The sequence below is a fragment of the Sinorhizobium sp. BJ1 genome (genome assembly GCF_002531555.1).
Taxonomy (GTDB): domain Bacteria; phylum Pseudomonadota; class Alphaproteobacteria; order Rhizobiales; family Rhizobiaceae; genus Sinorhizobium; species Sinorhizobium fredii_B.
Genome location: NZ_NWTH01000004.1, coordinates 245,644 through 265,619, shown reverse-complemented (window position 1 = coordinate 265,619; position 19,976 = coordinate 245,644). Strand labels below are relative to the sequence as shown.

General features: G+C 62.2%; 20 protein-coding genes and 1 tRNA gene. 4 read left to right on the top strand and 17 right to left on the bottom strand.

All coding sequences use genetic code 11. From position 1 onward, the window contains the following. Nucleotide 1: 1 nt before the first annotated feature. Nucleotides 2-466, bottom strand: coding sequence for a helix-turn-helix transcriptional regulator (locus CO676_RS07400; RefSeq protein ID WP_245424275.1), 465 nt, complete (start codon nucleotides 464-466; stop codon nucleotides 2-4). A gap of 118 nt (nucleotides 467-584) precedes the next feature. Continuing rightward, the gene (locus CO676_RS07395; protein ID WP_014765255.1) at nucleotides 585-791 is read right to left on the bottom strand and encodes a CsbD family protein; all 207 of its coding nucleotides are present in this window, start codon (nucleotides 789-791) and stop codon (nucleotides 585-587) included. 360 nt (nucleotides 792-1,151) lie between these two features. On the opposite strand from CO676_RS07395, the gene nuoH reads away from it, so the two are divergent. From nuoH to CO676_RS07380, 3 genes are read left to right on the top strand one after another with little or no spacing between them, the layout of a single operon-like run. Beyond that, a complete protein-coding gene (gene nuoH / locus CO676_RS07390; RefSeq protein ID WP_014765256.1) occupies nucleotides 1,152-2,138 on the top strand; it encodes an NADH-quinone oxidoreductase subunit NuoH in 987 nt (328 codons plus the stop codon). 31 nt (nucleotides 2,139-2,169) lie between these two features. Next, entirely contained in the window at nucleotides 2,170-2,736 is a 567-nt protein-coding gene (locus CO676_RS07385) for an NADH-quinone oxidoreductase subunit I (protein ID WP_014765257.1), read from the top strand. A gap of 45 nt (nucleotides 2,737-2,781) precedes the next feature. Further along, the gene (locus CO676_RS07380) at nucleotides 2,782-3,222 is read left to right on the top strand and encodes a CBS domain-containing protein (protein ID WP_014765258.1); all 441 of its coding nucleotides are present in this window, start codon (nucleotides 2,782-2,784) and stop codon (nucleotides 3,220-3,222) included. A 33-nt stretch (nucleotides 3,223-3,255) separates the two neighbouring features. Here CO676_RS07380 and nuoG read toward each other — a convergent pair whose 3' ends face one another. The 14 genes from nuoG to CO676_RS07310 form a co-directional block, all read right to left on the bottom strand. After that, nucleotides 3,256-5,832 (bottom strand): NADH-quinone oxidoreductase subunit NuoG, encoded by a 2,577-nt coding sequence (gene nuoG / locus CO676_RS07375; protein ID WP_097520107.1) that lies wholly within the window; start codon nucleotides 5,830-5,832, stop codon nucleotides 3,256-3,258. Between the two features lie 20 nt (nucleotides 5,833-5,852). Continuing rightward, nucleotides 5,853-7,118 (bottom strand): NADH-quinone oxidoreductase subunit NuoF, encoded by a 1,266-nt coding sequence (gene nuoF, locus CO676_RS07370; RefSeq protein ID WP_097520106.1) that lies wholly within the window; start codon nucleotides 7,116-7,118, stop codon nucleotides 5,853-5,855. A 2-nt stretch (nucleotides 7,119-7,120) separates the two neighbouring features. Continuing rightward, a complete protein-coding gene (nuoE, locus tag CO676_RS07365) occupies nucleotides 7,121-7,633 on the bottom strand; it encodes an NADH-quinone oxidoreductase subunit NuoE (protein ID WP_014765261.1) in 513 nt (170 codons plus the stop codon). A gap of 17 nt (nucleotides 7,634-7,650) precedes the next feature. Continuing rightward, nucleotides 7,651-8,865 carry an NADH dehydrogenase (quinone) subunit D gene (nuoD, locus tag CO676_RS07360; protein WP_014765262.1) on the bottom strand — a complete coding sequence of 405 codons (1,215 nt, stop codon included), beginning with the start codon at nucleotides 8,863-8,865 and terminating at the stop codon, nucleotides 7,651-7,653. 28 nt (nucleotides 8,866-8,893) lie between these two features. Beyond that, the gene (locus tag CO676_RS07355) at nucleotides 8,894-9,430 is read right to left on the bottom strand and encodes an NADH-quinone oxidoreductase subunit C (RefSeq protein WP_097520105.1); all 537 of its coding nucleotides are present in this window, start codon (nucleotides 9,428-9,430) and stop codon (nucleotides 8,894-8,896) included. After that, a complete protein-coding gene (locus CO676_RS07350) occupies nucleotides 9,427-9,930 on the bottom strand; it encodes an NADH-quinone oxidoreductase subunit B (protein WP_014765264.1) in 504 nt (167 codons plus the stop codon). The genes CO676_RS07355 and CO676_RS07350 overlap by 4 nt, the downstream gene beginning before the upstream one ends. Further along, entirely contained in the window at nucleotides 9,918-10,283 is a 366-nt protein-coding gene (locus tag CO676_RS07345; RefSeq protein WP_014765265.1) for an NADH-quinone oxidoreductase subunit A, read from the bottom strand. The genes CO676_RS07350 and CO676_RS07345 overlap by 13 nt, the downstream gene beginning before the upstream one ends. A gap of 140 nt (nucleotides 10,284-10,423) precedes the next feature. Continuing rightward, on the bottom strand, nucleotides 10,424-11,863 hold the full coding sequence (locus CO676_RS07340; RefSeq protein ID WP_097520104.1) for an NADH-quinone oxidoreductase subunit N: 1,440 nt from the start codon (nucleotides 11,861-11,863) through the stop codon (nucleotides 10,424-10,426). Then, entirely contained in the window at nucleotides 11,860-13,335 is a 1,476-nt protein-coding gene (locus CO676_RS07335) for an NADH-quinone oxidoreductase subunit M (RefSeq protein ID WP_097520103.1), read from the bottom strand. The genes CO676_RS07340 and CO676_RS07335 overlap by 4 nt, the downstream gene beginning before the upstream one ends. A gap of 8 nt (nucleotides 13,336-13,343) precedes the next feature. After that, nucleotides 13,344-15,107, bottom strand: coding sequence for a Na(+)/H(+) antiporter subunit D (locus CO676_RS07330; RefSeq protein WP_097520102.1), 1,764 nt, complete (start codon nucleotides 15,105-15,107; stop codon nucleotides 13,344-13,346). Next, entirely contained in the window at nucleotides 15,100-15,354 is a 255-nt protein-coding gene (locus CO676_RS07325) for a hypothetical protein (protein WP_097520101.1), read from the bottom strand. The genes CO676_RS07330 and CO676_RS07325 overlap by 8 nt, the downstream gene beginning before the upstream one ends. Beyond that, entirely contained in the window at nucleotides 15,351-16,814 is a 1,464-nt protein-coding gene (locus tag CO676_RS07320) for a monovalent cation/H+ antiporter subunit D family protein (protein ID WP_097520100.1), read from the bottom strand. Before CO676_RS07320 ends, CO676_RS07325 begins: the two co-directional genes overlap by 4 nt. Nucleotides 16,815-16,818: 4 nt before the next feature. Then, nucleotides 16,819-17,121, bottom strand: a complete 303-nt coding sequence (gene nuoK, locus CO676_RS07315) for an NADH-quinone oxidoreductase subunit NuoK (RefSeq protein WP_014765271.1) — start codon at nucleotides 17,119-17,121, stop codon at nucleotides 16,819-16,821. After that, nucleotides 17,121-17,621, bottom strand: coding sequence for an NADH-quinone oxidoreductase subunit J (locus CO676_RS07310; protein WP_014765272.1), 501 nt, complete (start codon nucleotides 17,619-17,621; stop codon nucleotides 17,121-17,123). The genes nuoK and CO676_RS07310 overlap by 1 nt, the downstream gene beginning before the upstream one ends. A gap of 301 nt (nucleotides 17,622-17,922) precedes the next feature. Between CO676_RS07310 and CO676_RS07305 the strand changes: the two genes are divergently transcribed. After that, nucleotides 17,923-18,786, top strand: coding sequence for a sterol desaturase family protein (locus CO676_RS07305; protein ID WP_245424273.1), 864 nt, complete (start codon nucleotides 17,923-17,925; stop codon nucleotides 18,784-18,786). Nucleotides 18,787-19,887: 1,101 nt separating this feature from the next. Here CO676_RS07305 and CO676_RS07295 read toward each other — a convergent pair. Then, nucleotides 19,888-19,963, bottom strand: a tRNA-Ile gene (locus CO676_RS07295). Nucleotides 19,964-19,976: the final 13 nt, after the last annotated feature.

Below are 19,976 nucleotides of genomic sequence, written 5' to 3'. Positions count from 1 at the left end.
CTCAACCGGCCAGGCCTAACGCCCTGCCGCCCCAGAGGGCGGGCCGGACAATGCGGCGCGGGCGCCCAACGACCTTCGATGGAAAAGCCGGGGATTTGCTCATGTCCGGCCCCTCAACCACCTTCGGCAACCCGCCACCCGTCGACGCCGATGATTCCTCGAAGAAAAATGAAAAATGCACCTGCAGAACATCCGCCATCGTCAGCAACTGGGCCGCGCACACGCGGCATGCCCCCTGTTCGTATCTCCGGACCTGCGCGACCGGCACACCGAGTGCGGCGCCAAGATTTTTCTCGTCCATCCCCAGCACGTTGCGGCGCAGTCGAATACGACGGCCGACGAAAGCGTCTATGGCGGGGGGCTGGCTGAGCACTTTTCGCCTCCGCGCAAGAATGGCTAGCTGCTTAAATTCAAACATGCTTGAAAAGCGGAAGCGATGCAACTCGAGGCTTTGCGTGATACACAAGGTTCTCGTTTGCGTTTCGATGCACGCATGCATTCGCCGCGGTGCAACAACGGAAGCGCCAACGCCTCCCACGAGCCAAAAGAAAACCCCGCGCGAAGCGGGGTGAGGTTTTGAGGGATCAGTTCCAGGTTTGTCGGTTGTACCAATCATCCAGATCCCGTCTGACGAGGTCCTTTTGGATGCCGTACCGCTCCTGGATCTTCCCTTCGAGCTGATCGAGGTTACCGTCGATTTGGTCAAGGTCGTCGTCGGTCAATCTGCCCCACTGCTCCTTGATCTTGCCCTTCACCTGTTTCCAGTTACCTTCGACTCGATTCCAATCCATGCCATTTCCTCCTGGCTTGTGACTGTCATGTCGGGGAAACTCGCGACGGCGAGATTGGTTCACTTGGAAGTGGGCAGGAAACCGACAGGAACGAATCCGTCTATTCACGCATTTACCGGGCAAGTACGGAGCCCAATTCTGAATCGCCCATCCAGGCCGGGCCTCCTCCGGGTGGGCAGCCGCGTCCGGTCCAACCGGCCATACTCCTGCCAAGAGTCGTAGCCGGTCTCAGCACAATCATCCCTCCATCGAAGCCCAGTACGCCCTCCCAGCTCAGAGACAGACGACGCCAAGCTGGTGTATAGTCGGAGCGAAAGTTCGGTCGCGCGTTTCAACCTGTTGGATAAGTAGCCGCGGAACATGGAGCTTATCGTTGCCCTTGGCCTGATCGTCTTCAAAGTCGCGTTGCTGATCGCGATGCTCTTGCTCTTGCCCTTGCCGCTGACCTGGGTGGAACGCAAGATCGCCGGGCACATCCAGCAGCGGATGGGGCCGATGCGGGTGGGCTGGCATGGGCTTCTGCAGCCGGTGGCGGACGGGATCAAGCTCCTGACCAAGGAAGACCACATCCCGACCGAGGCCGACCGCTTCCTGTTCAAACTGGCACCAATTCTGGCACTCGCGCCACCCTTCGTCGTGTTCGTCGCCATCCCTTTCGGGGAGAGCGTCTCGGTTCTGGGCAACGAGATTACGCTTTATGTTTCCAACATGAACGTGGCGCTACTCTTCGTCTTCGCGGTGATCGGTCTGGAGGTCTATGGAGTCATCTTCGGCGGCTGGGCGGCAAACAGCAAATACGCGGTCCTGGGCAGCCTCAGGACCTGCGCGCAGATGATCAGCTACGAGATCCCGATGGGCTTTGCGGTCATCGGCGTGGTCATGCTGGCGCAATCCATGAGCCTGCTCGAGATCGTACGGGCCCAGGCCGATGTCTGGAACATTGTCTACCAGCCGATCGGCTTCTTCGTGTTCTTCGTCGCGGGGCTCGCCGAAGCGCAGCGCATCCCCTTCGATCTGGCGGAGGCGGAAGGCGATCTTGGGGCAGGCTTCCATACCGAATATAGCGGCATCCGCTTCGCATTCTTCATGGTCAGCGAATACGTCATCATGCTTTTGGTGTCGGTCCTGACGGTGATCCTGTTCTTCGGCGGTTGGAACGGCGTGCTGATCCCGTTGCCGCCGCTCCTCTGGTTCGGACTCAAGGTGGCGTTCTTCGTCTATTTGTTCATCTGGTTCCGCTTTACTTTCCCCCGTTACCGCTACGACCAGTTGATGGCGATCGGATGGAAAGTCTTGCTTCCTTTGTCGATGGCGAACATAATTCTTACTGGTATTGCTTTCTCTTAAGGGCCCTTGGTGACTCAATAGCGGGGCGGCGATGTCGCGCGCACAGGACATAATCGGGACTTGGATCGGCTGGACGTTCTTCGCCGACCTGGCGAATGGTTTGGCGCTGACCTTCGGCTACATGTTCTCCAGAACCGTGACCATGCAGTATCCGGACAAGGAGAAATGGCTGCCCTATTCGCGTTATCGCGGCCACCATTTCCTGAAGCGTGACGAAGAGGGCGAGATCAAGTGCGTGGCCTGCGAGCTCTGCGCGCGGATCTGTCCCTGCTACTGCATCGAAGTCGTCCCCTACGAGGACGACAAGGGCAACCGTCGCCCGGCCAAGTTCGAGATCGACACGGCCCGCTGCCTGTTCTGCGGGCTGTGCGAGGACGCATGCCCGGCGGATGCGATCGCGCTCGGTCAGCAATATGAATTCTCGAGCTTTTCCTCGCGCGACTTGGTGATCGGACGCGACGACCTGCTCGCAAAGCCTGGCAAGGCAGCGACCGGCGGCGGCGTGGTCGCCGCGCGCCTGAACACGACGAAGGACGTGTTGGTCGAATCCAACGAGCGGCAAGGCTACAACTGGTGGCGGAATATCCGGCGGAGGTGAGCGCGCGCCCGTTGTCTATCCGACGTGCTTGGACAGGAGGCTCAGATGTTTGTCGGCGAAATCGTGAAGAACAAAGGTGTCGGAGTTATCGCGGTCACGCCCGATCAGCCGATGGTGGAAGTCCTGCGATTGTTTCGCGACAACAATATCGGCTTCGTGGTCGTCAGCCAATCGGCCGGGGAATACTTGGGCACGCTGTCGGAACGCGATTGCTGCAATGCGGTGGCTGAATACGGCGCCGAGGCGGCGGCGATGCGGGTGGCCGACATCATGAACCGCAGCGTGGCGATCTGTTCGACAGAGGATCTGCTGCCCATTGTGATGGCGATCATGACTCAGCGGCGCACCCGCCACGTGCTGGTGATGGATGGTGACGATGTTGTCGGCGTGGTCAGCATCGGCGACGTCGTCAAGCACAGGCTCGACGAAGCCCAGCGCACGGAGCAGGACCTGCACGACTATATTCGCGGAACCCACTATCACTGACGAGAGTAAGTGCCTGCCGCGTGCGACGCTGGGTTAGGGCGAGCCACCTGCCATGCCTTGGCCGAGATCCTCGGGGCTCGCCGCGGAGCTGGCGTGGGGGCCGATCTCTAATGCCGCATGCGCCTTTTGAACCTCCACCGGACATGGATATTCGCCCCGCCGCATCAGGCTGTTGAGGCGAAGCGCCCGGTAGTTTTCGGGAACAAAGACGAGACCACGCGGAAAGCGCCTGTTGACCTTGAGCTTTGCGGTCAATTCGCCCTGAGCGGATCGCACGGCCACCTGATCGCCGTCCGAAAGGCCGAGTCGCCCGGCATCCTGCTCGCTCAACTCGACATAGGGGTCATCCGCAACCGTATTCAGGATCTCCGAGCGTTCGGAATGATATCCGTTGTGGAACAGGCAATCGCCAGTAACAAGCATCAGCCGATCGTCGACTTTCGGGATCGGCGGCGCCGCGAAGAACACGCCTGACGGTGGCGTCGGAACCGCCTTTGTGAATGCGCCGTCGGCACCAAGACCGCCTTGCGTCAATCCCTGATAGGCCGGGACCAGCCGGGTAATCTCGTCAAAAATTTCGCCTTGCGCCGATGGCTGCAGCGCCTGAACGCGGAGCTGCGCGACGAAGTCGAAGATCTCCAGATTGCCCCGGGCCTCGAAAGCCGGTTCGCGGAATTTGCGGAGCTTCTGGATCCGGCCTTCATTGTTGGTAAACGTGCCCGCTTCCTCTCCATAACTCGCAGCGGGCAGCACCACATCGGCAAGGCCGGCCGTATCCGTGAGGAACGCGTCCTGCACAATCAGAAGGTCGGCGGCGCCAAGCGCCATCTGCACGATCCTCCGGTCGGGATAGGTCATCACGGGATCGCTTCCGACGATATAGAGCGCACCCATTCGCCCGACATCGCAGAGTTCCAGCATGGCGTCGAAAGTCGCGGCCGGTTCAGACGGGATCTCGACGCCCCAGGCCCGCCCGAGAGCCGTACGCGCCGCATCGTCGTCGGTGGCGGGAAGCAGCCCCGGCAGAGCTTCCGGCAGAACTCCCATGTCCCAGGCGCCCATCTGATTGGCCCTGTCGAAGAGGAACTGCATCGCCACGCCCTTGCCGAGCAGGCGGAGAACCTGCAGCAGGTTGTTGACTTGCTGCAGCGTTGCGCCCGCTGCAGGCGATCTCAGGAGTCCGACGCTGACAAGCAGGGTAACGCTGCGGACGTCTTTGAGAGCGGTAACCAAACGGTCCGGCCCTTCACCGCCCGTCGTCGCGCCGATGTCCGCAAGGGCCTCGCTCGGCAGGAGTCCTGCCACCACCGCCGCAAGGCTCGCCGCCTCTCCGCCCGGCGGCACGCGAAGCACCACCCGGGCATCGGCGTCGAGACGCGACGGCCGCGCCGAGAGCATGAGCAATCCGGTCTGCCGCCGCCGCGCGGCATCGCGCAGCAGGTATTCGGTCACCGGGTTTTCTTCCGTCACATTGCCGCCGATCACGAGCACACAATCGCTGCCAATCACGTCGTGCAGGGAGGCGCGCGTGTAGAAGCTTGCCAGCAGCGGGCCGAGCGCGTCGAAGGGCGCGGACCAGCGCGCCGAGCAGTCGATGTTGTTGGTCCGGAACACCGTCCGCATCAGCTTCTGGAACTGATAGAGGACCTCATTGGGCAGGCGCGCAGAGGCGAGCCCGCCCGCGGCCTTGCTCTCGACGGCCGACAGGCGCCGGCGCAGGTAGTCCCCTGCCTCGTCCCAGGAAACCGGCACGAGAGCGCCATCACGACGGATCATCGGTCGCTTGATGCGGTCCCGGCTCTCGACGAAGTCAAGGCCGAAGCGTCCCCGCACGCAGAGCGTTTCGCGGTTGACCCCGTGCTCCTCCTTCGAGCGGACCCGCATGAACTCGCCCTTGCGCGCCCCGACCGTAAGCTGACAGCCGGTCCCGCAATGCGGGCAGACCGTGTCAGTCTCGGCCAGGTCCCAGGGTCGCGCCTTATAGCGATAGGGAAAGCTCATCAGCGCGCCGACCGGACAGACTTCGACGCAATTGCCGCACTGGTCGCAACTCGCAAGACTGCCCTCGAAACCGGTAACGGCAGTATCCATGCCTTTTTCAACTGTCCCCAGGGCGACGGCGCCGACGACCTCCTCGCACATCCGCACGCAGCGCTGGCACTGGATGCAGCGGTTGACGTTCATGATGATGACTGGACTCAAGCGAATGTCCCGCGAGTGGAAGACGCGCTTGGGATCGCGGAACTCACTCCGGCGGGGCCCGTATTCCATCACCATGTCCTGGAGCTCGCACTCGCCGCCCTTATCGCAGATCGGACAGTCAAGGGGATGGTTGGCGAGCAGCATGTCGAGCATCGAAGACCGCGTTTCGTCGATCAGCGGCGTGTTGGTCCGCACGACCATGCCCTCGGTGACCGCGGTGGCGCAGGAAGGCTGCAGGCGCCGCAGCCCTTCGATCTCCACCAGGCACATGCGGCACGACGCCAGCGGCGGCAGCCGCTTCAGGTAGCAGAAGGTCGGGATGTCGATGCCCAGGCGCTCAGCAGCCTGCAGCACCGTGGAGCCCGCCTCCACTTCCAATGTGTGTCCGTCGATCGTAATGCTAACCATGTTCCCTCCCGCGCACGCGTTCAGTGAAACGGGCACCTTCGCTCCTCGATATGGGCAACGAACTCGTAGCGGAAATGCTCGAGCGCGGCCCGCAATCCCATCGCCGCGCCGTCACCCAAGGCGCAAAACGTATTGCCGAATATGCCCTTGCAGAGCCTCTCCATCTGCTCCAGGTCGCCCGGCGCGCCCTCCCCGGCCTCGATCCGGCGCAGCACTTTCACAGCCCAGTTCAATCCTTCCCGGCATGGGGTGCACTTGCCGCAGGACTCGTGATGGAAGAACTCGACGATCCGGGTGGCAACCTTGACCATGCAGGTCGAGTCGTCGATCACGATCACCCCGGCCGAGCCGAGCATCGAGCCGACGGCGGCGAGAGAGTCGAAGTCCATCCCCACTTCCAGCCCGCTCTCGGGGATCAGCGGCGCCGAAACCCCGCCCGGGATCACCGCCTTGATCCTGCGTCCCGGCAGCGGGCCGCCGGCATGGTTCTCGACCAGTTCGCGCAGCGGTATGCCCATCGGCAGTTCGTAGAGGCCGGGTTTGCGCACCTGTCCGCTGATACAGTAGAGCTTCGGGCCGGGGCTCTTGTCGGGGCCAATCGCGCGGAACCAGTGCGCCCCCCGCATCACGATATGCGGCACGCAAGCGAGCGTCTCGACATTGTTGATCACCGTCGGACTGGCGTAGAGCCCGGCGACGGCCGGAAACGGCGGCTTCAATCGCGGCTGCGCCCGCTTGCCCTCGAGCGATTCGAGCATCGCGGTCTCCTCGCCGCAGATATAAGCGCCGGCGCCGCAGTGAATATGGACCGCGAATTTGAAATCCGAGCCGAGAATGTTTTCTCCGAGATAACCCTTCTCGTGTGCCTCGGCGATCGCCTGCTCCAGGCGGCGAATAGCCGCCACATATTCTCCGCGCACGTAGACATAGGCGGTTTCGGCGCCGATCGCGTAGGCGCTCACCGCCAGCCCCTCGATGAGCTGGTGCGGGTCGCGCTCCATGATGATCCGGTCCTTGAATGTGCCCGGCTCGCCTTCATCGGCGTTGCAGCAGAGATATTTCGGCTTGTCGGCCCGCTTCGGCACGAAACCCCATTTCATCCCCGTAGGGAATCCGGCACCGCCGCGGCCGCGCAGGTTGGATTGTTTGACCAGCTCGACGACCTCGTCGGGCGTGTGCTCGCGCAGCACCTTGGCCAGCGCCTTGTAGCCGCCGCCGGCCTCGTAGGTGGAGAGCAGATGGCCATCCGGAACATCGACATTCCTGAGGAGAACCGGCTCGAACATGGCTATTCTCCCGGAGGTACTGCGGCAGCGAGATCGGCACCGGTCGCTTGCCCGGCCTCCCGCCGCAGCGCGGCGAGAAGCGCATCGATCCGCCCGTTATCGAGGTTGCCGTGATAGTCGTCGCCGACCTGCATCACCGGAGCCATCTCGCAGGCACCGAGGCACTCGACGGTCGAAAGCGTGAACAGCCGGTCCGGCGTGGTTTCACCCTTATTGATCCCCAGCGCCGTTTCCAGATGCTTCAGCAGAGCCTCGGATCCGCACAGCATGCAGGAGACGTTGTCGCAGAGCTGCAGGTGGAACATCCCGACAGGCTCGGTATGGAACAGTGTGTAGAAGGTCGCCAGCTCGTAGACCCAAATCCGCTCGACGCCGAGAATGTCGGCGACCTCTTCCAGCACCGGGCCGGGCAGATGACCATGTTCCTTCTGCGCGATGAGCAGTGCGGGCATGATCGCCGAGCGCTGGTCGGGATACCGCGCCGCCGCTTGCTTGATCTTTTCGCGCATGCTCATCGCGTTCAAAACTCCTGCTACTTGTCCACCTCCGCCATCACCGGGTCGAGGCTGCCGAGCACGGCGATCATGTCCGCCAGATAGCGGGCATTGGTGACCCCGAAGAGGGCCTGAAGATTGACGAAGGACGGTGCCCGCACCTTCATGCGGAACGGCTTTTCCGACCCGTCGCTGATGATGTAGAAGCCGAGCTCGCCCTTTGGCGCCTCGATCGCCGAGTAGACCTCGCCCTTCGGCACCTTGAAGCCATAGGCGGACAGGTCGAAATGCTGGATCAGCGCCTCCATCGAACAGTGCACCCGATCCTTGTCCATGGGAAAGGCGATCGTCGGCATGTCGATCTGGAATGGCCCCTCGGGCATCTGTTCGAGACATTGCTCGATGAGCCGCACGCTCTCGCGCATCTCCTCGACCCGGCACTGCCAGCGCGCGTAGCAGTCGCCCTCCTTGCGGACAATGACGTTGAAGTCGAGCCGATCGTAGATCTCGTAGGGCTCGTCGCGTCGAATGTCCCAGTCGACGCCGGAAGCGCGAAGATTGGGGCCGCTGAGGCCCAGATCGATGCCGTCCTCGGGGGAGATCACGCCGATCCCCTGGGTGCGGCTCAGGAACACCCGATTGTCCTCGATCAGCCGTTCGTAGTCGCGGATCCGGTTCGGGAAGATCTCGCAGAACTCCCTGATCTTCGGAAGGAAACCGTCGGGCAGATCCTCGCGAACGCCGCCAACCCGGCAGAAGGAGGTGTGCATCCGCGCGCCGGTGATCATCTCCAGAAGGTCCATGATCATTTCGCGCTCGCGCATGGCGTAGAGCAGCGCGGTCATGGCACCGAGATCCATCGGCAGTGCGCCGGTGATCAGCAGATGGCCGGAGATCCGCGCCAGCTCGGCCATCATCACGCGGATATACTGCGCCCGGATCGGCGCCTCGATCCCCAGGAGCTTCTCCACCGCCAGTGCGAAGGCCAGATTGTTTGAAGGCGGGCAGACGTAGTCGAGCCGGTCGGTGAGCGGAAATATCTGGGTATAGGTGAAGCTCTCGGCCAGCTTTTCGGTGCCGCGGTGCAGATAGCCGATATGCGGGTCGACGCGGGCGACATATTCGCCGTCCAGCTCGAGCACGAGCCTGAGCACCCCATGCGTGCTGGGGTGCTGCGGGCCGAGATTAAGAAGCACCTCCTTGGTGTCGAGCGCTTCGCCTTGCGGCCTCATGAGCTCAGTGACTTCGGTCATCTCGCGTTTCCGGTGTCGAGCGGCCTCCCTATGGAATTTCCTTGGTGGCAAGGTCCGGCCGGGTCGGTGGCGGCCCTTCGGCGCCAAACGGGTTCAACTCGTCCTTGTAGCCCCGAAGCGGGAAGTCCTTGCGCTGCGGGAAACCCTCGAACCCTTCCCACATGTAGATCCGGCGCAGGTCGGGATGTCCCTCGAAGCTGATCCCGTACATGTCCCAGGCCTCGCGCTCATGCCAGTTGGCGGTCCGCCAGACCCCCGTCACCGAGGGGACCCGCGGCGGATCGCCGAGGCGGCACTTGATCCGGATGCGCCATTTGTTCGGCAGCGAATAGAGGTGGTAGACCGCCTCGTAGCGCGGCGCCTCGGGGTAATAATCGACACCGCAAATGTCCGACAGGAAGTCGAACCGCAGGGCCGGATCGTCCTTCAGGAATTGGCAAAGCTCGACGATGCTTTCGGGCGGAGAGGCGAAAGCATGAACCCCATGCGAGAAGCCGAGCTCCTCGATTGCCCCTCCGAAACGTTCCGCGATCATGGTGGGGATAAGCGGCGTCTCCACGCTCATGGCACGGCGACCCGGTCCAGTGGCGTCCCGGCGAGCGCCTTGGACTTTTTGATCTTCTCCTGCAGCAACAGAAAGCCGTGCATCAGCGCCTCGGGCCGCGGCGGACAGCCGGGCACATGGACGTCGACCGGCACGAAGGTCTCCGCCCCCTGCACCACGGCATAGGTGTTGTAGACCCCGCCCGAGATGGCACAGGTGCCCATGGCGATGACCCAGCGCGGCTCCGGCATCTGGTCATAGAGCCGGCGCACCACGGGAGCGAACTTCCGCGTCACGGTGCCGGCGATGATCATCACGTCGGACTGGCGGGGCGACGGCCGGAACACCACGCCGAACCGGTCGAGATCATAGCGGGCGCACCCCGCCGAGATCATCTCGATGGCGCAGCAGGCAATTCCGAAGGTCTCGGGCCACAGGGCCGACTGGCGACTCCAGTTGATAACGCTCTCGGCCGTGGTGAACAGCACGCTGTCGCGGAACGCATTGCTTACGCCTCCCATTCCAGCGCCCCCTTCAGCCAGGCGTAGGCGAAACCCACGAGAAGCAGCAATATGAAGACGAACATCTCGACAAAGCCGACCAGTCCGATCTCCTTCAGGACGACGGCCCAGGGAAACAGGAACATCGTCTCGACATCGAAGACGACCAGCAGGATCGCGAGAATATAGAACTGCACCCTGAAGCGGCCCCCGGCGGCCTCGCCGGCCGGATCCATGCCGCACTCATAGGGCATGTTCTTTTCGGGATAGGGATTGGACGGGCGCAGCAGCGATGAGACAAACAGCGTCGCCCCGACCACCAGAACAACTCCGGCGATCATGACAAGAACCGGCAGGAATTCGATCGCAGTCATATCGCAGCGCCCGTCCAACGTGGGCTTTCCACAGCGCCAACCCTTCTTCGGGTCGGTAACGCGGGTGCCCTGAAAAGCGAATTGGGCAATTCTTTCTTGAACTTGCAGTCTATTCCGTCGAGCGGACCATTGCAAACAAATCAACCGCCAAACGCCGATTGTTGGGCAAGCCTCAGAAACCACCCCGGAAATAGGCCGATGCCGATGGTGCCGGCGGCCGTGCAGGCGAGCGTGGCGCGGACCAAGGGTGTCAATGCCGGCTCGAACGCCCTCTCCGGCTCGCGCATGTAGATCACCATGACGATGCGGATGTAGAAGTAGGCGGCGACGGCGCTTAGCAGTACTGCGATCACCGCCAGGAAAACGAAACCCTGGTCGACGAGCGCGACGAGCACGTAGAACTTGGCGAAGAACCCGGCCGTCGGCGGAATTCCGGCCAGCGAAAACAGATAGAGCAGCATCAAGAGCCCTAGCCCCGGATGCGACTTGGCGAAACCCGCATAGTCTTCGATGACCTCGCCCGAGAAATCGCCGTTCCGCATCATGATGACGGCGCTGAAAATGCCGAGATTCATGAAAGTGTAGATCAGCAGGTAAAGCATGACGCTGGCGACCCCGTCCTGACCGCCGGCGACGACACCGAAAGTGGCGAACCCCGCATGGGCGATGCTGGAATACGCAAGCAAGCGCTTGAAGTTATCCTGCACCAGCGCCACAAAACTGCCGAGCGCCAGCGTCACCACCGCAATGACCGCGACGATGATCCACACGTCGGAGGCTGCGACCAGCGGGTTGAGAAACACCCTCAGGATCACTGCGAACCCTGCCGCCTTCGGCCCGACCGACATGAAGGCGGTGATCGTCGTCGGCGCGCCTTCATAGACGTCCGGAAGCCACATGTGGAACGGCACCGCGCCAACCTTGAAGACCAGCCCCGCGACGATGAAGACCACCGCCAGCAGCAATCCCGGATCGAGCGGATCGCCGCTCACCGCGGCGGCCATCGCGTCCAGTTGCGTCGTGCCGGTGAGCCCGTAGACCAGCGATACTCCGTATAGAAAGATCGCGGTGGAGACTGCACCGAGGATCACGTATTTCAGCGCCGCTTCGTTCGACCGCCGCTCATGCCGGAGAAATCCGGTCAGCACATAGGTGCAGAGCACCATCAGTTCGAGGCCTACATAGATCGACAGGAGATCGGTCGCCGAGGCCATGATCATCATGCCGGAGAGCGCGAAAAGCAGCATGACGTAGTATTCGCTGCTCCCGATCCCTTCGATATCGGCATATTTTCGCGAAAGGAGAAATGTCAGGACGGTGGCCAGGTAGAAGACGAACTTGAAGAAGACGGCAAAACGGTCGGCAATGAACATGCCCGAATAGGCCGGCCGCACTTCCCCCGCCAGCATGAATGTCGCCAGAGCGGCAATCAGCACGACTGCGACGGATGCCCAGACAAGCAAATCTCCCTGTCCCTTCCGCACCAATTGCCCCAGGATCAGCAGGATGCAGGCCCCGGTGATCACGATTATCTCGGGGAGGCTTGCCAGGGCCCACTGGAAAAGCGTGGCGCCGGTCATTGCCCGCTCCCCTGACCGTGCACCTCGGTGAGCAGATGCTTCACCGAGGCATCGATGACGTTGAGAAAGGGTTTTGGATAGAGCCCGACCCAAAGCACGAAGACCGCCAGCGGCAGGATCGCCGCCATCTCGCGGGCGTTGACGTCGCGGATCTCGTAACGCTCGCCGACGCTCGCCGGACCAAGCGCGACCTTGCGGTACATGCCAAGCAGATAGGCTGCGCCCAGCAACGCCCCCAAAACCGCGGCCGTACCGACGGCCATGTTGGCGGCAAATCCGCCCGACAGGACCAGCAACTCGCCGACGAACGAATTGGTGCCCGGCAGCGCCATCGACGACAGGGTAAACAGCGCCAAAAACCCGGTATAGACCGGCGCCACCTTCATCAGCCCGCCGTAATTGGCGATGCTGCGCGTATGGGTCCGCTCGTAGATCACGCCGACGAACAGGAACAGGGCGCCCGTCGTCACGCCATGGTTAAACATCTGCAGGATGCCGCCTTCGAGTCCGCGGAGATTGAGGGAGAAGATCCCCATCGTCACGAAGCCCATGTGGCTGATGCTGGAATAGGCCACCAACTTCTTCAGATCGTCCTGCGCCAGGGCAAGGAACCCGCCATAGACGATGGCGAGCGCTGAAAGGGCCAGCATCAGCGTCGAATAATAGACCGACGCCTCCGGCAGCATCGGCAGTGAGAACCGCAGGAAACCGTAGGCGCCCATCTTCAGAAGCACGCCGGCGAGAATGATGCTGCCCGCCGTCGGCGCCTGGACGTGCGCATCCGGCAGCCAGGTATGGACCGGAACCATCGGCACCTTGACCGCGAAGGCGATCAGGAAGGCGAAGAACAGCCACGACTGGACCCGGAACGGCAGATCCTGCGCCGTCAAGGCGAGGATGTCGAAGGTCTCACCGCCGTGGAAATAGAGCACGATGACGCCGACGAGGAACAGCAGACTTCCTGCCAGCGTGTAGAGGAAGAACTTGAACGCCGCATAGACCCGCCCGTCGCCGCCCCAGACGCCGATGATCAGGTACATCGGGATCAGCATCGCCTCCCAGCAGACGTAGAACAGGAAGAGGTCGAGCGCGCAGAACACCCCCAGCATCAGCGCCTGCATGGAAAGCAGGGCGACCATGAACTCCTTCACCTTGCGGTCGATCGCCACCCACGAGGCAAGCACGCAGATCCAGCCGAGCAGCGCGGTCAGGAACACGAAAAGCGCGCTGATGCCGTCGACGCCAAGCGCATAGGTGATGCCCATCGCCGGCACCCAGGCGCGCGTCTCGGTGAACTGCATTTCGTGGGTCGTCGTGTCGAAGCCGGCCAGCATCGCAATCGTGAGAGCGAAGTCGACGACGGTGAAACCGAGCGCCGTCCAGCGCACCGCATCGTCGCTGCGCAGAAACATCAAGACCGCTGCCCCGGCGGCGGGCAGGAAGATGATGAGGCTGAGCAGCGGGACCGTCATTGCACCCCCTATTGCCACACGACGGCGAAGACGGCGGTGGCCGCGATCAGACCGGCGACCATGGCCAGCACATAATGGGTGACGACGCCGGTCTGGAGGCGCCGCAGTGTCCCGCCGCCGTCAAGGATCGCGCGCGCGACTCCGTTCACGACGGCATCCACGCCGTTGAGATCGGCCCGCAGCCCGGCCCGTGCCGTGCCGTGCAGCAAGGGCAGCGCCGCGGTCTCGGACACATCGCTCACCGCCTTCTCGTAGCGGGCCAGCGGTCTCTCGGCGAACCACATGAAAAAACGCGCGCCCTTGCGGTAGAACCAGTCGGTGTCGATGCTGATGGTGTTTTCCGGGTCGAGCGCCTTGAGGAAGAGCACGAAGCCCAGAGCGGTGAACATCAGCACGCCGAGGCTCTCGGTGATATGGACGCCGGTATATGGTTCGAAGTCGACCGGATAGGGAAGAAGCGCGTAGAGCGTTTGAGGAAAGACCCCGATTGCGATGCAGAGCGCCGCCGCTATGGCCATCGCAGCCAGCATGTTGCCGGGCGGCTCCCGCGCCTCGAGCGCCCGGTCGGTGCCGAAGAACATATAGTACGGGAGCTTCAGCCCGGTGTGCAGGAACGTCCCCGACGACGCCATCGTCAGCGCCAGCATCACCAGCGCGCGGTGATCCTCTCCGGCGGCGGCCACCACCATCGACTTGGTGACGAAGCCCGAGAAGAACGGAAATGCCGAGATCGCGAAGGCGCCGACCATGTAGAGCGCCACGGTCAGCGGCATGGTCCGGTAGAGCCCGCCGAGTTCGGTGAGCTTGCGCCGCCCGGTGACGTAGATCACCGCCCCCGCCCCCATGAACAGCAGCGCCTTGTAGAGGATATGGGCGAAGGCATGGCTGGTGGCTCCGTTCACGGCCAACTCGGTGCCGATGCCGACGCCCGCCACCATATAGCCGACCTGGCTGACGATGTGATAGGCGAGCAGCCGCCGGCAGTCGTTCTCCAGCACCGCATAGACGACGCCGTAGAGCGCCATGCCGGCGCCGAGCCAGACCAGGAGCTCGGTTCCCGGATAAGCCCGCGCCAGCACATAGACGGCCGTCTTGGTGGTGAAGGCGCTCATGAACACCGCCCCGGTGACGGTCGCCTCCGGATAGGCGTCGGTCAGCCAGGCATTGAGCGGCGGCACCGCGGCATTGAGCAGGAACCCGGCAAGGATCAGGTAGGCGCCGGCTCCCATCGGCCCCGCCTCGATCGGACCGAACAGGAACGAGCCGGTGGCGAGCCCATGCAGAACGACACCGCCGAGCAGCACGACGCCGCCGGTGACATGGACCATGAGGTAGCGGAAAGCGGCACGAACCGCCTTCTCGCCTCCCTGGGCGAAGACCAGATAGGCAGAGGCAAACGCCATGCCCTCCCAGAACAGGTAGAGGGTCAGGTAATCGCCGGCAAACACCACGCCAAGCGCACTGCCGACATAGACGAATGCCGCCACATGCTGGCCGGCCTCGGTCAGGTGCAGGGCGTAGACCATGCCGATCAGCGCCATGATGGTGAAGACCGTGGCAAAGACGATGCTCAGCTTGTCGACCTTGGCGATCAGGATGTCCTGGCCAAGGAACTGTGCCGCGCCGTAGCTGCCCGGCTGCATGGCGAGCACGGCGAGGATCGCCAGTACGGGGATCAGCAGCAGATAGGCCTTACGGATCGCTCCGTTGAGAAAGGCGATCGGCACCGCGCCGACAATGAACAGCAGGGCGGGATGGACGAACTCAGTCATAATAGTCCTCGCGCCGCATGAGCCCGCCCTGATGGCCAAGGAACTTGGAAACGAAAATCAAGAGCACGCAGGAGCCGAAGCCGTAGAAGGCCGACCAACCAGGCAGGCGCTCCCACAGATATTCGGCGTGTTCGCGGGGAACGAGAAAGTCGGCGAGGACGATCAGGACGAGCACGAGATAGAGCAGCCGGCGCCGCTGCCTCGCATAGGCTTCGTCGCCAAAGAAATCGACGATGCTCTTGATCATCTGACCACTCCTTCCGCCAATGCGAGGAAATAGCCGGGGAAGATGCCCATCAACACCGAGAGGATGGCGGTCGCGACCAGCGGGACAGTCACCAGCGGAATTTCACGCACCGTCGCCGGGCTCTCCTCCGCCCCCACCCCGAAAAAAGCGACATAGCTGACCGGCAGGAAATAGGCGGCGTTCAGCACCGAGCTCGCCAGCAGCACGATCAGGAAAGCGATTTCCCCCGCCTGCACGGAGCCCAGCGTCAGATACCATTTGCTGACGAAGCCCGCGGTCGGCGGCACGCCGATCATGCTGAGCGAGGCGACGAAGAACGCCCCCATCGTCCAGGGCAACCTCCGCCCGATCCCAGCCATGTCGCTGATGTTGCGCTTGCCGGACGCGCAATAGATCGAACCGGCGCAGAAGAAGAGCGTGATCTTGGAGAAGGCGTGCGCCGCAATGTGGATGATCCCGCCGACCATCGCAACCGGCGACAGCAGGACCGCACCGAGCACCACATAGGAGAGCTGGCTGACCGTCGAATAGGCGAGCCGCGCCTTCAGGTCATCCCGCGTCAATGCGTAGATCGACGCCATCAGGATCGTGAACGAGACCAGATAAGCCGTGGCGATGCCGAGTCCCAGCCCGCCCATCAGCCCGGGGCCGAAGACATGGAACACCACCCGCAGCACGCAGAACACGCCCATCTTGACGACCGCCACCGCATGCAGGAGCGCGCTGACCGGCGTCGGCGCCACCATCGCGGCCGGCAGCCAGGCGTGCATCGGCATTACCGCCGCCTTGGCGAAGCCGAAGAGATAGCAGAAATAGACGACTGTCAGCAGCTGCGGCGAGGCATTGGCGCCCGCCAGCAGCCCCCCCGCCACAAAGTCGAGCGATCCGGCAATGTGATAGGTCAGCGCCAGCGCCGCGAGCAGCACGCTTTTCGAGGCGCCCATCAGATAGACGAGATACTTGCGGCTGCCCGCCCATCCCTCTTCGTCCTCGTGGTGGTAGACGAGCGGATAGGTGACGAGGCTCAGCAGCTCGTAGAAGATCACCAGTGTGAACAGATTGGCGGAGAAGGCACCGCCGACGGCCGCCGCAAGGCTGGTAGCGAAGCAGGCGAAGAAGCGGGTCTGCGCGTGCTCGTGCAAGTGCCGCATGTAGCCGATGGAATAGATCGCCGCCACGATCCACAGCAGCGACGAGACGGTGGCGAACACCATGCCGAGCGCATCGACCCGGAAAGCGAAGTCGATCCCAGACAGGATCTCGAACAGCCGCAATTCGACCGTCCCGCCCGAAAGCACCGTGGGCGCCATAGAGGCGACGATCGCGAACATGACGAGCGCGGCGAGCGGCGAGACGAGATCGCGGAGCTTTTCGCGTTTGTTGAGAAGGAGAACTGCAAGGGCCGCCAGGCCTGCGACGGCGACGGCAAGAAGGGGCCGGATGGAGATCACCGGATCCAAGCCGCTATCCTTTCATCACGGTCACGTCGTCGACCTTGAGGGTGGACTTGTTCCGCACCAGGGCAACCAGGATGCCGAGGGCGACGGCAACCTCGGCCGCGGTGATTGCGATGACGAAGATCGCGAAGATCTGGCCGCGGAAATCGGCGTAGTACCGCCCGAAAGCGATGAAATTGATGTTGACCGAGTTGAGCAGCAACTCTAGCGACATCAATACGACGAGGATATTGCGTCTCAGCAGCACACCGGCGGCCCCTATCACGAACAGGACCACTGCAAGGGAAATGTGCCACCAGAGCGGAACCATCACTCCGGCTCCTTCCGCGCCAGCACGATGGCACCGACGAGCGCCGCCAGCAGGATGACGGAGGCGGCTTCAAACGGCAGGAGATAATCGGCGAACAGGGTCGTGCTGAGCTGCCGGATCTGGTCGCCCTCCCGCATGGCGATGGGCTCCGTAGCGGAAAAGCGGTCGCTCGACAGCACCAGCACAAGCATCTCCGCCCCAAGCAGCACGAGCAGCACCAGAGCCGGCAGGTTGCCGCCCGGCAGGAAGCGCTGCAGCACCGCTTCGCGCACGTCTATCATCATGATCACGAAGAGGAAGAGCACCATGATCGCGCCGACATAGACGAAGATCTGGACGACCGCGAGCAACGGCGCCTCCAGCAGCACGAAGACGGCCGAAATCTGCAGGAAACACGCCATCAGTGCCAATGCGCTGTGAACCGGATTGCGCGCCAGCACCACGGTCAGAGCCGTGATCACGGCCACCGTGGCGAACAGAAGAAAGAACCCCTGATCCATCGACGCCGACCCTCCCACGCGAACTGTTACTCGGCGCGAGACGGCCTGATTTGAGGTAGCGCCGCACCTCAGATGCGTTCACAAATTGTGCCCTAGTCTCGGATTTTTCACAAGATTATTGTCGGCGGCGAAGTAAAACCGGCCGAGAGGAATATCTCGAAATGAAGACCTCCCCCATGGGGCGCGCCGGCGGAGGCGGCCTTCACGCAGTCTTTCCGACACGCGCATTTCCACTTTAAATTGCCAAGACGGTATGGCATGTTCCCGCGGCGCGGATTTGGCTTGGGGGCTGCAGGGGCCGATGTCGGACGAACTGTTCTATCTTCTTTTTCTGTTCGGATTCTACGCCACGACAGTCGTTACCTATTTCGCCTTTGGCTACGGTCTCAGCTGGGTCAACGACCGCAATCCCGAGCGAAAGATTCAGAAGGGGCGCCGCTCCGACAAACGTCGCAACGCGGAAATCCGCCAGAGCATGGCTTCGATGTTCAGCGCGTGCCTGCCGCTGACCATCGGCCTCTACGTTCAACAAGCGGGTTGGGCGCCGGCACCCTGGGCGTTCAACTGGTGGGCGGCGGTGCCGCTCTTTGTCCTTTGCATGTTCCTCTACGATACCTGGTTCTACTTCATGCACCGGCTGCTGCACACGAAGTGGCTCTACCCGCTGCACGCACTTCATCATAAGAGTGTCGCACCAACGATCTGGAGCACCTATTCGGAGGATGTCCTCGACAATTTTCTATTGCAGGGGTTCTCAGCCGTCATCGTTTTCGTTGTGCCGTTTCCGCCAGCGATTCTCATCGGACAAAGGCTGTTTGAACATTTCAACGGCATGCTCGGGCACTGTGGGTTCGAGTATTTCGCCTCATCGACAGCGCGTTATCCGTCCCCCTTGCTGTGCACGACGTTCCACGATCAGCACCATTCGGGATTTCGATACAACTACGGCAACTACTTCTCGTTCTGGGATCGCGTGCTGGGCACGATTTCACCAAACTACGATCAGCGCGTGAAGACGTTCGAGGAAGAGGGACCGGCGCTCAACTTAAATTGGGCCGCTGGCGCCGATCTGCGCCAGACGGCCGATACTCATGTTGAATTCGACGTGCCTGGGCCCATCCATGCAGCCCGGGTATCCGTTGCGGCGACGCGGCCTCTTGATTGAACTCGCAATAGGCGCGACTTCCCCGAAGCAACCCGTGACGCGACGGCCGACAGCGAAATCATGCAATTTGCGATAGGCCCCGCCTTTGAAGCGAAGTCTAAAATAAGGTGTTTGTTGTGGAGTGCCGCGGCAACCCCGAAAAATCCTCGGGCTGGCATTTTGGGACGTCGGACCTTGGTCCAACACGGGCCGGCAAAGGTCTGAGGCCGATTGCCGAAGGGCTCGCCTGGTACATATTGCTGCAATCCAGCGCTTATCAGCGGTTGTCCACCAAGCAAGTTCGATTGGAATTATTGCCATGGCGATGTCGCACGGAAGATGGAAAGATCGAGTTTCCGATCTCCTTTGGGGCGTGACTTCCGGCCCCGGGTCGACCGGAATTTATATTGCAGTTGCCATGTCGATTGCTGGGCTCGCGAGCGCAAAAACGGGCATTCCGGGATATGCACTTGTAGCGGCGGCTGTAGTACTGGTGCTGTTCATCGACCCGTCGGAACGGATCCGCAAGCTCCGACTACAACGCCGTCAAGCCGACGTAAACCATCGCCCGACCCGGTCCGATAGCCGACGCGGCCCCGCAATGGGTCCCGGAGCGAAGCTCCGATAGTGGGAGCCGTTTCACACGTTGAATGTGTATCGGCAAAGTTGTCGCTCGAGCCACGGCCTCGTTCGTTACTGGGTGCCGCCGGACGGGCCGACTGCGCGCTGGTGTCGCTGACGGTGGTGCGGCAGCAAAACGGAATTTGACGGGCGAAGTCCTATCTGCGTGGGGCGGCTAGGCGAGCACCATTCCAATCATAAAAGCCGTGAATAGAGCGATCACCGCAGTAAGCGCGATCGACATCATGGTACGCTGGTCGGCGCTCATCTCATTTCCTCCTTGCCTGTTTGGCCAAGGGAGAACGTTCTGCAAGCTCAAATGTTCATCTTCGGCGACAATCAAGCCGAAAGTTCAGTTTAAAGAACTGTGCTCGGAAAAGGCGTGGCCAAAGGTTTTAGGCCGTTTTGCTGTGCAGGCTACCTCAGCGATATCGCGCTTCGATTTTGTTGCCCAACGAGGCTCTGCCGGATCGGCAGCGCGCCTGGAAGCCCTGAAGCAAATGGTGGGCCCGGAGGGACTCGAACCCCCAACCAAGCGGTTATGAGCCGCCGGCTCTAACCATTGAGCTACAGGCCCTGCCGGGTCGTCC